The 13506-nt window shown below is 37.2% G+C and carries 13 protein-coding genes; 9 read left to right on the top strand and 4 right to left on the bottom strand.

The window, feature by feature from the left end:
* Positions 1 to 107: 107 nt before the first annotated feature.
* The 3 genes from ACIPK1_RS10850 (at position 108) to ACIPK1_RS10860 (ending at position 2610) form a co-directional block, all read left to right on the top strand.
* Entirely contained in the window at positions 108 to 1232 is a 1125-nt protein-coding gene (locus tag ACIPK1_RS10850) for a GGDEF domain-containing protein (RefSeq protein WP_223273077.1), read from the top strand.
* Between the two features lie 459 nt (positions 1233 to 1691).
* Positions 1692 to 2009 (top strand): hypothetical protein, encoded by a 318-nt coding sequence (locus ACIPK1_RS10855; protein ID WP_005232089.1) that lies wholly within the window; start codon positions 1692 to 1694, stop codon positions 2007 to 2009.
* Positions 2010 to 2067: 58 nt separating this feature from the next.
* Positions 2068 to 2610 (top strand): DUF3267 domain-containing protein, encoded by a 543-nt coding sequence (locus tag ACIPK1_RS10860; RefSeq protein ID WP_086299091.1) that lies wholly within the window; start codon positions 2068 to 2070, stop codon positions 2608 to 2610.
* A gap of 194 nt (positions 2611 to 2804) precedes the next feature.
* On the opposite strand, the gene ACIPK1_RS10865 is transcribed toward ACIPK1_RS10860, so the two are convergent.
* Positions 2805 to 3224 carry a DUF2000 domain-containing protein gene (locus tag ACIPK1_RS10865; protein WP_005232083.1) on the bottom strand — a complete coding sequence of 140 codons (420 nt, stop codon included), beginning with the start codon at positions 3222 to 3224 and terminating at the stop codon, positions 2805 to 2807.
* Complete coding sequence (locus tag ACIPK1_RS10870) at positions 3217 to 4050, bottom strand: AraC family transcriptional regulator (protein WP_101698837.1); 834 nt, start codon at positions 4048 to 4050, stop codon at positions 3217 to 3219. The genes ACIPK1_RS10865 and ACIPK1_RS10870 overlap by 8 nt, the downstream gene beginning before the upstream one ends.
* A gap of 367 nt (positions 4051 to 4417) precedes the next feature.
* On the opposite strand from ACIPK1_RS10870, the gene ACIPK1_RS10875 reads away from it, so the two are divergent.
* Positions 4418 to 4534 (top strand): putative holin-like toxin, encoded by a 117-nt coding sequence (locus ACIPK1_RS10875; RefSeq protein ID WP_080646931.1) that lies wholly within the window; start codon positions 4418 to 4420, stop codon positions 4532 to 4534.
* A 505-nt stretch (positions 4535 to 5039) separates the two neighbouring features.
* Here the strand turns inward: ACIPK1_RS10875 and ACIPK1_RS10880 are convergent.
* Positions 5040 to 6464 (bottom strand): glycoside hydrolase family 1 protein, encoded by a 1425-nt coding sequence (locus ACIPK1_RS10880; protein ID WP_086299094.1) that lies wholly within the window; start codon positions 6462 to 6464, stop codon positions 5040 to 5042.
* A gap of 167 nt (positions 6465 to 6631) precedes the next feature.
* On the opposite strand from ACIPK1_RS10880, the gene ACIPK1_RS10885 reads away from it, so the two are divergent.
* Both ACIPK1_RS10885 and ACIPK1_RS10890 read left to right on the top strand, forming a co-directional pair.
* Positions 6632 to 7345, top strand: a complete 714-nt coding sequence (locus ACIPK1_RS10885) for a GntR family transcriptional regulator (RefSeq protein WP_086372609.1) — start codon at positions 6632 to 6634, stop codon at positions 7343 to 7345.
* A gap of 144 nt (positions 7346 to 7489) precedes the next feature.
* A complete protein-coding gene (locus tag ACIPK1_RS10890; RefSeq protein ID WP_400450854.1) occupies positions 7490 to 8818 on the top strand; it encodes a PTS sugar transporter subunit IIC in 1329 nt (442 codons plus the stop codon).
* A 206-nt stretch (positions 8819 to 9024) separates the two neighbouring features.
* Here the strand turns inward: ACIPK1_RS10890 and ACIPK1_RS10895 are convergent, their stop codons facing one another.
* Positions 9025 to 9777, bottom strand: coding sequence for a MurR/RpiR family transcriptional regulator (locus ACIPK1_RS10895; RefSeq protein ID WP_005232077.1), 753 nt, complete (start codon positions 9775 to 9777; stop codon positions 9025 to 9027).
* 145 nt (positions 9778 to 9922) lie between these two features.
* On the opposite strand from ACIPK1_RS10895, the gene ACIPK1_RS10900 reads away from it, so the two are divergent.
* From ACIPK1_RS10900 to ACIPK1_RS10910, 3 genes are read left to right on the top strand one after another with little or no spacing between them, the layout of a single operon-like run.
* Positions 9923 to 11248 (top strand): 6-phospho-beta-glucosidase, encoded by a 1326-nt coding sequence (locus ACIPK1_RS10900; RefSeq protein ID WP_016619912.1) that lies wholly within the window; start codon positions 9923 to 9925, stop codon positions 11246 to 11248.
* Positions 11249 to 11250: 2 nt separating this feature from the next.
* Positions 11251 to 11976: a glucosamine-6-phosphate deaminase gene (locus ACIPK1_RS10905; RefSeq protein ID WP_034878070.1), complete on the top strand. Its 726-nt coding sequence runs from the start codon at positions 11251 to 11253 to the stop codon at positions 11974 to 11976.
* 14 nt (positions 11977 to 11990) lie between these two features.
* Positions 11991 to 13253, top strand: coding sequence for a PTS sugar transporter subunit IIC (locus tag ACIPK1_RS10910; protein ID WP_086299097.1), 1263 nt, complete (start codon positions 11991 to 11993; stop codon positions 13251 to 13253).
* Positions 13254 to 13506: the final 253 nt, after the last annotated feature.

Below are 13506 nucleotides of genomic sequence, written 5' to 3' on the forward strand. Positions count from 1 at the left end.
ATTTTTGGTTTCATGAAGTGCAGGAAAGGAAGATCGAGTTCTTTACCTGCATTGTTAAAGAATCGAGCCTTTCAAAATCATGGGCGAAGGATTTTAAAGAAAAATCTATGAAAGAAAGAAGGAATAGTGTGTTTGTCCATCTGATTTATGCTGCGATCTATTCTGTTTTAGTTGTAAGCTTGCTCATTTCGTATGATCTGTTTATCAAGAACTTCAAAGAATTGAATTTACGCTTGTCATTTAAAATTCTTATCGGTGTCGTTCTGTTCATTTCGCAAGTCTACTTTATTATATCATTTTCTTTGAACAGTATCGGTTATGTTGCGTATGAATATACGATTCCAATCTTTATTTATTATTTTGGTATCCTCAAAGAAAAAATATATCTGATTGGGCTGGTCCCCGTCATCTTGCTAACTTTTTTTGCATTGATCAATAAATTCGAATGGGGAGCCATGCTCTTTATTATCGGATTAAATTACATCATTTTAATCATTACTTGCTTATTAAAGAAAAGATTTTACGGACAGACAAATCATACTGTCTTTTATCTATTTTCGATTGTGGTTACGGTTGTCTCGCCGATGGTCAATGCATTGCTTTTTCATCGCCGTGAAGTTGGTCTTTGGGATGCTGTCACTTTAGGGATTGGATCAGTGGCAATCGTTTCTTTATGGAAGTATTATCTGCAGAATCAAAAAAACTTTCTCGAAAAAATCAATACGAAGATCATTGAGCGCAATTATGATGAGTTGACGAAGGTAAAAAATTTCCGTAGTTTGAACGAAGATATTTCAAAATTGGTGATAAACGAGAAGGATCAGCTGGTCGTGGTGATGATGGATTTAGATCATTTTAAGCAGATCAATGATCACCATGGACATCAAATCGGCAATCAAGCCTTAACCTTCTTTTCGGATAAACTGACGACATTTCTCTATCAAAAAAGTCCTTCCCATTTAATCGAAGTCTATCGGTATGGTGGCGAAGAATTTTTAGTCCTATTTAAAGAGAATACTTCCGTGTCAGTGAAAAAAATTATTGAAGAATTTCATTTGTTCTTAAGTAATGAACAGTTGAAACTAGAGGGAACACAACTGACCCTTTACTTTTCAGCAGGGATTTCAGAAGCAGGTCCTACGTTAGACATTTCAGAAATCTTTTATCAAGCGGATCAAGCATTGTACGAAGCCAAAAGGAAGGGCAGAAACCGCACGATCATATTTTCTTGAGACGCTTGCTTTTCTAAAGAAGGTTCTGCAGTCTTTTCTCAAGTAGATTGGGTGTTGTAGGAAACCAAAAGGAAAGACAAGGCCGTATGATTTTTTTAGACGAATGCTTTTCAGAAGAAGTTTTAATAAAGAGACAATGTTCGCAGGCTTCTTTGTCCAGCGTTGTAGCTTTTTCAAAAGGAAGAGGGGAAGCAATCTGGTAAGTATAATGGTTTACTAAACGGTTTCCGATTATCTTGAGAGGTTAAGCGAGGATAGAAAGGCAAGGAGAGTGCTTTTTAAGAAGTGGGAAGAAACCACTTCTTTTTTTGCACCAAGCATTGGGTAGCCGCACTTGGCAGCATCGAATTGGTTTTCTGCGTGTTTACACCCTTAGAAAGCAATGGTATATTTATTTGATAAGTAAATAAAATTATTTTTTTCCTGTGTGTAACGAAGACTGACTAAGGAGACTTCCCTATGAAACCAATTCGGCGATCACTGTACCAAAGTGCTTTATACGTAGCTATTCCTTTGATCGTGAGTCTACTGATTGGCTACTTAGCCAAATGCTCACTCCTGATTCCTGCATCCATTATTTATGGCGTTCTCTTGGTGTTTATGATCCCTTCCGACAGCTTTTTATCAAGCAGCGTGGACTACCAAACGAAAAGCATGAATCCAAGTTTTCGTCCTCCGCCATTAAAGAGAAGGATCGAAGGTGCGCCAGAAACGATCAATTTCCTCTTCGTTTTAACGGCACTGGTTTTGTGTTTGCTGCTCTTGTTGGTTGGGTAAAGGGAATTCATAGAAATTAAGTACTAAGAAGAATGTCGAAAAGAAAAGGAGAACAGCGATGAAATTACTCAAACAAATTAATTTAATGGATGATAAAAAAACAATAAAGAGATTGAATCTCGCGGCGATCCCTAGTTTTATTTTTTTCTATGTGTTCTTTACACTCTTTGTCTTAGGTGGTCATGGGTCAAATGCTGAAACTTCGTTTATTTTCGATCTTTTGCTCTTAATGGTTGCGTATTTTATTCTCATCATTGTTCATGAATTGATTCATGGTGCCTTCTTCAAGCTTTTTGACCCTAAAGGGAAGGTAAAGTTTGGGTTCAAAAATGGGGTAGCATATGCCACGAGTCCCCATTCCTTTTATTCAAAAGGGAAATTTGCCATCATTTTATTGGCGCCATTCATTGGCATTTCTGTGGGCCTCTTTCTATTATATTTATTTGGCTGGTTGACGGCATCTCTTTTTACCTTGATTGCTACCGCACATGCCGCTTCTTGTGTGGGAGACTTTTACTTTCTTTTTCTGATTGTTAAAGCACCAGCGAACAGTTGTGTAGAAGATACTGAAGTGGGGTTGAATATTTATCAAGGAGAGTAGTTTATTTTTTCAATTGATCTTGGCAAAATCAAAGAGCAAGAAAATGTATGCTAGAAAATCTCTTACAAAAAAACAAACACCTCAAAAGTGTTTGTTTTTTTGTAAGACTGTTTATAAATAACGTATATAGCAAGAAGACTGTTCGGCCGACAAAAAGAAAATTTGTTTTAAACGACCGTTTTCTTACTAGCGCTTTACCGATACAACGGCAAACTACCAGCGACTTTATTGATACTCTTTTTCTTGCCTTTTAAACAAAGACCAAAATAAGCCAGTGTTTCTGTGGGAATCGTCTCAAGCGTCTGACGGTATTGCTCGTAAGAATTGGTGGTCTGAGCAACGTCGGAAAAATCAATGATGGTTACTTCTGGATCTGCTTGCTGACTGATCGATTCACGAATGGTCTGCAACTGTTCCTTGTTCGTTTTTAAGATAGGAATGGGAAAGTTGACAATGCCAAGGTGTTTTCTGCCCGTCGAATCGTAAATATCTTCTCCGATTCCTTCGGGAAACAATTTGCCTAAGGTTGCGCCTAAAATTGCTGCAGTATTTGCAACTAAGCCAATCGGTAATTGTTCATCGATAATCATGACACATTTTTCTTGGTTATTCATACGTTCTCACCCCATCTTCTTGGTAAATTGTTTGGTAAGCTTTGGGGGTGACCCCAATCAAGCTTTTAAAGATACGGGTAAAATGACTTTGGTCACTAAAACCTGTCAGAAAAGCGACTTCTGCAATTGCTTCTTGTGCTTCCAGTCTTTTCTTGGCAGCACTGATGCGCACCGTACTTAAATATTGAAACGGCGACAGCCCATACGCTTTGGTAAATTGCCGAATCAAGACGTACTGATTCATTCCAAGACCGTCACTTAATTCACTCAAGGACAATTTTTCGGCATAATGTTGATCGATATAGGCTTTTGCCGCTGCGGCTTTATTTGAAACCGGATCTGTTTGTTCGTGGGTGAAATCCGCATACTGAACAAGCAGGTCGTGAAGGAGACAAGTAAAGCGTTCTTGTTTTTCAAACTCATCGCCGCGATCCGACAGCAACAGCTGGTGCACTGCATGAAATTCCTCTTTTTCTTTCACTTGGCGAATGACCGGTTCAGGAAAGTGCGGCGTCAATTGAGTGTTAAAAATTTTTTGTACTTGTACCGCCATGTTCTCCGGGGTTAAGTGGATATTGCGGTAAACCAGCTTTTCCTCCGTGAGTTGCTGGCAGCGGTGGGCAGCATTTGGCGGAATCAAAATCAAGTCGCCTGCTTCAACGATATAGCAGGTATTTTGACAGGTGAATTGACGCGTCCCAGCTTCCATCAAGCCAATCACATAATATTCGTGCCAATGGTTAGGAAACTCCTGCTGGATGCCGTTAAATAATAAAGCCTCTACACCAAGGGTGCTATCTTGAATGATTTTTCGTTCATTTCTCATCTGCATTCTCCTTTTTGTTACTATAACAAAAGTGGTTTTTGGTGAATAGAATGATATTGACTTTTGACTATTTTTCTTGATGGAGGCCCTTGATTGGGACTGAGAAAAGGGACTGGAGAATGTCGGGAAAGAGCGGATCAGCCTTGAAGAAAGAACAGCAGTATATTTTGACGATTCTATGGAATGAATCAAAGCAAATAGACCATGCACCGTGAAAAAAATAACGATAAATCCTTGGCATTTGAAAGTTTTATTGATGGAAGTAGGGTACCATTTGACTGCAGTAAAGTTTGTGACGGTGGCTATCTTTGAAAGGTGGTGGTGCTTATGAATGTAAGTACTAACTCTTCAGAAAGGAGAAGCCTTTTTGTCCACAGCGGAAGCAATCGGGCTAATGATCAGTTTTGGTACATTTACCGCCATGCTGATCTTTGGTATCCTAGCCGCAGTGAAAAATGACAAAAAAAATAACCGTCGACTTTAACAGGGAAACGGTTATCTTTTAAGTTAAAAAACCTGTCGCCGTCTTAAATGGCGCTGCAGAGGGGTTGTGGCAACAACTCCTCTTTACATAGTTAGTATAGCAAGAAGAGAGTGATTTTTCAACTTTAACAAGGATATTTTCAAACAAAATCGATAAGCGACATAGGCAAAACCTTATTCTCAATTGGAATAAGGTGTTCGATGTAGTCATTTTTGAAAAGTGTTCGAACATCTAAAAACGAATGCAATGTTTAAAGAAAAGGGAAGCATTATTATCGAAACTAGCGGCTAATAAGTTCCAGATAAATTCTGGTATATTTATTGCCGTGCTGCTCTTTCGTATCCTAGCCACAGTGAAAAATAACAAAAAAATAACCGTCGACTTTAGCAAGGAAACGGTTATTTTTTTACTAATAAAACCCTGTCGCCTTCTTAAAAGGTGCTAGAGAGGAGTTGTGGCAACAGGTTTCTTCTATACAGATCACTATCGATCATATTCGTGAATGCTAATCTACCAATCGCTCGAGATCGTAGGAAAAACCGTTTTGCTTACTTAGTTCCTTGTAAAACAAGCCACTTTTCTTTATTGTACGTTTCTGTGTGGCTAAATCTAAAGAAACTAAGCCGTAGCGGTTTTTATATGCATTGATCCATGACCAACAATCAATGAATGTCCATAGATGATACCCTTTTATATTACAGCCATCTTGAATTGCTTTCCATAAATAGGCGAGATGATCCTGGATAAATTCAATGCGATAGTCATCAATCACCTGTCCATTTTCATCCATGAACCGTTCTTCATTAGCAACACCCATACCGTTTTCTGAGATAAAGGATTCAATATTTCCATAGTTATTTTTGATGTCCATACATAAATCATAAATTCCTTTTTCATAGATTTCCCATCCACGATATTCATTCATTCGACGACCAGGCATAATATGCGGTTCAAAGAACCATTCTGGTAAGAATGGACTTTCTAAATTAACGGCAGAAGTTCTTGCTTTGACACGGCGTGGTTCATAGTAGTTTAGACCAAGTATCTGCGCGGTATTCTCTTCAATAATTTTTAGGTCTGTGTCATTGAAATCAACGGGTAATTGGTCATATTCTTCCAGCAAAGAGACTAGTTTTTCTGGAAATACTCCTTTGACCATGGGATCTAAGAAACTACGAGTATAAAAAAGATCCGCAATTTCTGCTGCTTTTTTATCTGCTGAATTTTGGCTTCTTGGGAAAGTCGGACTCAAATTGAGAATTACTCCGATTTTGCTAGATAGCTGGTATTTTTTAAAAGTTTGAATGGCTTTTGCATGGGCTAATATGGTAAAGAACGCTGCTTGAGCACCACGTTTAAAATCAATGAGATTTGGATAGTGAAAATCTTCTAAATAAGAGCCCAAGATTGGCCCCAAAGGTTCGTTAAAGGTGAACCAATGATAAACTAAGTCGCCAAACGCTAGAAAACAGGTATCAGCAAAATTTACATAAGCTTCAACAACTTCACGTGATTCCCATCCCCCTTTATCTTGTAATTTTGCTGGCATGTCAAAATGATAGAGATTCGCAAAAACTTTGATATTATTATTTTTCATTTCGGTAAAAAGATCTCGATAATAGGCTATCGCTTTCTCGTTCGCTTTACCACCCCCATCATTTGGAAACATTCGTGCCCATGAGATAGACACCCGAAATGAATTGTGCCCGGTTTGTTTCATCAATTGAATATCTTCGTGGTAACGATGGATATGGTCTGTCGTAATACTAGGTCCAATTCGTTTATAAAAACGATGAGGTTCTTCGTGAAACCACCGATCCCATACGGTCTCTGCTTTTCCTGTTTCTCCACGCCCTTCAGATTGTTCTGCTGACCAAGCGGATCCCCACCAAAAGTCATCTGGAAATGTTAACTGAGTATGTATTGACATTATCGTTTCCTCCTGTTCGTTTTTAACAGTGTAACATTGCTTTTGATATAAATAAATACTTTTTATTAAAAATATATATCTTTTTATGGTGGGTATGGTTTTAGCTGTAAAAAGACAATTTTTATGTTAAAGTATAAGTAATAGAGATGAGTATGAGGGAGTAAGTTATGAAGAAACAGCCAAAATATATGGAGGTTTATACGGAGGTAAAGAAAAAAATTGCCAATGGAACCTATCAAATCGGTGAAAAATTACCTACGGGCGATGAACTTGCGTATGAGTATCAAACAAGTAAGCTCACTGTGAAGAAAGGTATTGATATGCTAGTATCAGAGGGAGTTTTACGAACACGTAGTGGATTTGGAACGGAAGTTCTACGCAGACCAATTGATAATTCGAAAGTGTTTGGACCAAATGAAGGTCTTTTTGATTTAGTAGGGGAAGAACATGTGACTTCTGAAATCCATACGTTCTCAATTGAGTTGCCATCGAATGAAGTTGCAGAAATTTTAGAAATAAATCAAAAAGAGTATGTCTATAATATTATTAGAAGTCGTTTTATTGATGAACAGCCTTATTCTATTGAGCAAACGTTTATGCCGCTTTCTGTTATACCGGGGTTAGAACCAAAGCATTTGAAACGTTCTGTATATGGCTACATTACAAATGAGCTTGGTCTAGAGATTAAATCTTCCCATATTTGGATCAAAGGGGATGTGGCAAATGATTTCGATGCGGAAATTCTTTCTGTAAAACCAGGCGAGTTTATGATAGAGGTAGACAAAGTGGTGTCATTGTCTTCTGGTATACCGTTTGAATATTCTCTTTCGAGACATTTATACAAAGATTTTATTTTTGAAGCAGTTTTTGTTGAGAAGTGAAGACTAACGAATTTCGTTGGTCTTTTTTTGACTTTCAAAAAAGATATATAATTTTAAATAAAGATATTTACTTTTTGGAAGAGCTGGTGTATGATCATCCCATAAGCAATCGCTTACAACTAAAAAAGGAGACTGATTGGAATTATGAGTAAAAAAGATGCTATTTTTGAAAAGTTCGGAATAATAGCCACAAGGTTAGGAAACCAGATTCATCTTCGAACACTAAGGGATGCTTTCGCCACTTTTATGCCTTTTATGATGTTGGCGGGATTTGTTACATTGATCAACTATGTTATTTTAGAGCCAACAGGATTTATGGGAAATATTATTGATCCAGCAACATTAACGACGATTCAAGAGATCGGGACTTCCATCAGTAATGGAACGCTAAATATAACGACACTATTAGTTGTTGCGGCAGTTTCTTATCATATGTGTGTTAGCAGAAATTATACAAATCATATTGCTGCTGTTCTAGTCGCTATTTCAACGTTTATTGTTCTCACCCCTATGATGACGATGTTTACACCAGAAGGAAGTCAAGAAGCGCTGGAAGTAGGTGGGGTTATTCCTGTCACTCATACTGGTGCGTCAGGAATGTTCGTTGGAATTTTTGTGGGCTTAGCTGCTACGGAACTCTTTATTAAGTTATCTAATAATAAAAAGTTACAAATTCAATTGTCAGGAAATATCCCTCCAGCTGTGTTGAAGTCTTTTAACGTCCTTATTCCAATCATGATTACCGTGACTACCTTCGCAATTGGTTCATTTGCTGTCAATCAATTATTCAATATGGATGTTAATTCGTTGATTACTACTCTAATCACTGGGCCTTTAAGTAGGGTAACGACAGGTTTACCAGGGTTCCTCTTAATTACCTCAATTGCAAATCTCTTTTTTGGGTTTGGAATTCATCAAGCAGTGATATCAGGTTCACTTCTCGATCCGTTCTTGATTCAAAATATGCAAGAGAATATGGCTGCTTATGCGAATAGAGAAGATATTCCACATATCATAAACATGGCATTTAAAGATACGTTTGCTGTTATGGGAGGGTCAGGAAATACTATTGCTTTGCTAATTGCTATTTTTATCTTTAGTCGTCGTAAAGATTACAAAGACTTTGCAAAATTATCCGTAACTCCAGCACTTTTTAATATCAGTGAACCAATCATTTTTGGTTTACCAATTGTTTTCAATATTAGTTTGATTATTCCATTTGTATTGGCGCCGATTTTTTCCCTAACAGTTGCATATTTTGCGACAGCTGTTGGTTTGATCAATCATGTAGTCGTGCAGATACCTTGGACCACTCCTCCCGTCATATCTGGATTTTTAGCAACTGGTGGCGATTGGCGAGCATCAGTCTTGCAAATTGCGATCATTGCTGTGAGTGTTTTTATCTACTTACCATTTTTACGTATCGATGAAAAAGTTACCTCAACAATAGGAAATGAAGAGGCAAATGATTGAGAAGAGGAAACTTCACAAGATTTTTTGAAGTCTTCTCAAACCAAAGGGAAGAGAAACAAATAAATTGAACAAATTTGTATATCAAAAAGAGACCACATAGATACATGTGAGTCTCTTTTTTTTGTGGAAATATCGGTCGGTGAACTTGTGTTTAGACGGAAAGAATTACCTGAAGAATTTATTAGCAAGAATTTTTTTATACAAATCTATTGAGTTTCCATTCTATTTCTCACGGTTTTGGCTAACTTTTCAATAATATACATTGCCGGTATCTGGGTTGTAATATCAGCTTCATTAATTTTTTCTAGCGAAATATTATAGGTTATTGAAATATCAGCTAATTTAGAAAGTGTTGAATTAGAGCTGCTGGTAATTCCTATTACTGAGCTTTCTGATAGATTCAAATGATTTAAATATTGAATGATTTCTGTGGTCTCGCCGGAAACGGATAAAGCGACGATACACATTTTTTTTGCTAACTCAGTGGATAGGTAATTAATAGGATAATTACTAGGATCTTCAATGCGAATCGCCATGTTAAATAGTGACGAGAAATAAAGAGAACCATATTCAGCAACAACATTTGAGGAGCCTACGCCAATAAAAATAATCAGCTCTTTTTCCATCAATAAGTGAACTGCCTCATCAAATTTATCTTCAAAGAATTTGTCTTGTGTCCGTGCTAAAAAATTCAAGAGTTCACTCTCAAAATCAAGTGTTTTTACCTCTTTTTCTTCTTTAAGAGATTCGAGATACGCACTAAGGTAAATTTTAAATTCAGAAAAACCGGTACAGCGAAATTTTTTACAAAAGCGTAATACGCTGGCAGTACTCGTATGACTTTTCTCAGCTAATTCTCGAATACTCATGGAAGCAACTGCATTTACCTCTGAAATAATTGCTTTATATACCTCAATATCCGTTTCATTTAAGTCTGGTTGATAGTCAAGAAACAACATAGTAATCCCCTCCTGTTACAAATTGTAACAGGATTGTAACCGGTGTCAATCGTCTGTTTTTGTAACCGTTTACTTAAAAGCGGTATTTAAGGGGATAAAAATAATCTATACTGACCATGTAGTTAAGTTAAAGGAGTGTTTCAGGATGGATAAAGGAATAAAAATTGCAACAATTGGCGGTGGATCAAGTTATACACCAGAATTGATAGAAGGATTTATTAAACGATATGCTGAATTACCGATTTCAGAATTATGGCTTGTGGATATTGAACAAGGAAGAGAGAAATTAGAAATAGTTGGGGAACTTGCTAAACGTATGGTAAAAAAAGCGAACCTTCCAATGAAAATTTATATGACTCTTGATCGTGAAGCGGCATTAAAGGATGCGGACTTCGTTACGACGCAATTTCGTGTAGGTCTTTTGGAAGCGCGAGCGAAAGACGAGAGAATTCCTTTAACATATGACACGATTGGACAAGAAACGAATGGTCCAGGAGGGCTTTTTAAAGGATTACGCACGATTCCTGTTATCTTAGAAATAGTGAAAGATATGGAGCGCCTTTGCCCAGAAGCATGGCTGATCAACTTCACTAATCCAGCTGGCATGGTGACAGAAGCTGTCTTACGCCATAGCAATATGCGTAGAGTAGTAGGTTTGTGTAATGGACCAATTGGAATAGAACGTGGCATTGCAGAAACATTAAAAGTACCCAAAGAAGAATTATATGTTGAATTTACTGGGCTAAATCATATGGTTTTTGCGAAAAAGATTTATCATAAAGGGATTGATGTGACCCAAAAAGTACTTACATTGATGACGCAAGATACTGGCGATGCAGTTGGTCTGAAAAACATTGCTGATTTAGAATGGGAACCAAATTTTTTCCGAACACTTGGCATGATTCCCATCGGCTATTTAAGGTATTACTATCAAACAGCTACTATGTTGTCTGAGCAAAAACGATCAGCAGAGAAAGAAGGAACTCGTGCAGAAGTTGTGCAGAAAATCGAGCATGAGTTGTTTGAACTTTATAAAGATGAACATCTAGCAATCAAACCACCTCAATTGTCAGAACGTGGGGGCGCTTATTATAGTGAAGCAGCATGTAATTTAATTAATTCCATCTATAATGACAAACGTGATATTCAAACGGTCAATACAAGAAATAATGGTGCCATCAGTGATATCGATTGTGATTCAGCGGTTGAAGTAAATTGTTTGATTACAAAACAAGGACCGATCCCTTTGACTACAGGTGAATTACCTATTCCTATCAAAGGACTAGTTCAACAAATTAAGTCTTTTGAACGTATAGCGGCCCAAGCAGCTGTTACGGGAGACTATAACACTGCTTTATTAGCGATGACGATCAATCCCTTAGTTCCAAGTGATAGGACAGCAAAGCAACTACTTGATGAAATGCTTTTAGCACACAAAGAATATCTGCCGAATTTTTTTAAAGGAGAATGACAATGAAAGTAAAATACTATGTTGAGGCAAATTACCAAGAAGTCAGTAAGATCTGTGCAAAACTCATTTTAGATGTCTTAAAAGAAAAGCCAAATGGGTTATATTGCTTTGCAGGTGGTGATACACCCGTAGGAACGCTTAACATCATTGCAGAAGCAGCAATCAACAAAGAAATAGATTTATCCCAGGCAAAGTTTATTGAACTAGATGAATGGGTTGGAATCGATCCGAAAAATGAAGGCAGTTGTCTATCCTATTTAAAAAGAAACTTATTCAATCGGGTTCCTATTGACCTAAAGCAACTTCACACATTTGATCCTTTAGCCGATGATTTAAATGAGGAATGCAAAAAAGCTGATAAATTTATCGAGGAGAATGGAGGATTAACACTGAGTTTGCTTGGGGTTGGAGAAAATGGTCACTTAGGTTTTAATGAGCCTGGTTCGTCCTTCGAAGATAAAGCTCATATAGTGAACTTAGACGAATCAACCCAAAGTGTTGGGAAAAAATATTTTTCAGACGAGAAAGTTGATCGTACGAAAGGAATTACGTTAGGGATAGGACAATTATTACAATCTGGAACAATGATCGTACAAGCTAGTGGAGCAAAAAAGAAATCTGCGATACAACAGTTTCTATGCGGTACGATTACAAAAGAGTGTCCAGTTACTTCTCTATGGTTGCACAAAGATCCTGTATTGGTGGTTGATAAGGAAGTCGTGAACTAAAAGGAGGAAAAAAGATGCAGGTCATTGAGAACAAGGTATTGCCTATATTGCTGAAAATAGGCAATAGTAAACACTTAGTTGCTATAAGAAATGGGATTTCCATGACGATTCCTTTTACTATTGTTGGAAGTATCTTCCTAATCATTGGTAACTTTCCAATACAGTCATGGATGGATTTTGTGTCAAATTGGGGACCGCAGTTGAATGCACCAGTCAATGTTACGTTCGGAATCCTTGGACTGATATCTGCAATTGGCATAGGCTATCATTTAGGAAAAGAGTTTGGTGTTGATGCTATTTCTAATTCGATGCTCACAACTATCGGCTTTCTTCTAGCAACATTAAACGATGACTGGACGATAAATTTGGCTAATTTTGGTGCTAGTGGTATGTTTACCGCGATCATTGTTGGGGTATTTGTCACTCATGCTTTTAAATGGTTTGTCACTCATAATATTGTAATAAAAATGCCAGAAGGTGTGCCGCCCACTGTAGCAACTTCTTTTGCAACGTTAATCCCAGGGGCATTTATTCTGACCGTTATATGGATCGTCAGAACTTTATTAGGGGTTGATATCAATGAAATCATTACTATTGTTTTCCAACCTTTAATGCAAGGGATGGGAACACTCCCAGGCATGCTGTTATACACACTTCTCGTTTGTTTGCTATGGATATGTGGAATCCACGGAGACAATGTTTTGTCTGGAATTGCGACCCCTGTTTTCCTAAGTTATCTTGCTGATAATACGGCAGCTTTTCAAAGTGGTGCAGAAGTACCTCATGTTTTTGCCGATGGATTTTGGATTGTCTTTATGTGTTTAGGCGGAACTGGAGCAACACTCGGTCTAGTGTTAAATATGCTCCATTCCAGAAGTAAGATGTATAAGTCGATTGGACGATTATCTTTGCCGTCAGCTATTTTTTGTATCAATGAACCGGTTATTTTTGGTTTGCCTATTGTGATGAATCCTGTAATGCTTATTCCGTTTATAGCAACGCCTATGGTCCTATGTATCGGTACGTATATCTTAATGAATATTGGTATAGTAGGACCGATTGTTATTCAAGTTCCATGGACTATTCCTCCTATTATTGGTCCTTATTTAGCTACTAATGGTAGTATTGGAGCAGCCGTTTGGTCTTTTGTATCGATTTTCATTTCATATTTTATTTATATGCCATTTTTCAAAATATTGGAAAAGCAGCAAGTGAAAAATGAAACCGCAGAGGCGCAAGAAACGGGAACAACGATTCCTTTGAGTATAAGTGAGTAGATAGAAGAAGCCTATTTTCCATCATTCATTAAGATAAGTATTTTTAGGTATTAGAAAATAACTTTAAAAAAGTATATTGGAAAAAAGACGATTGTCCTTCATGATTCTGATAGTTTCAATAATAAAACAACAAATAGCATCATTATCTAAGCGAATCAGTAAATGATTCGCTTTTTTTAATGTTGTATTTTTTATCATTTGCTTCTATCAATAAAACCTTCTCGAATACTTTATTGGATGTTATGGTAATCCT

The sequence above is a fragment of the Enterococcus sp. NPDC086594 genome, assembly GCF_044746145.1.
Classification (GTDB): domain Bacteria; phylum Bacillota; class Bacilli; order Lactobacillales; family Enterococcaceae; genus Enterococcus_D; species Enterococcus_D entomosocium.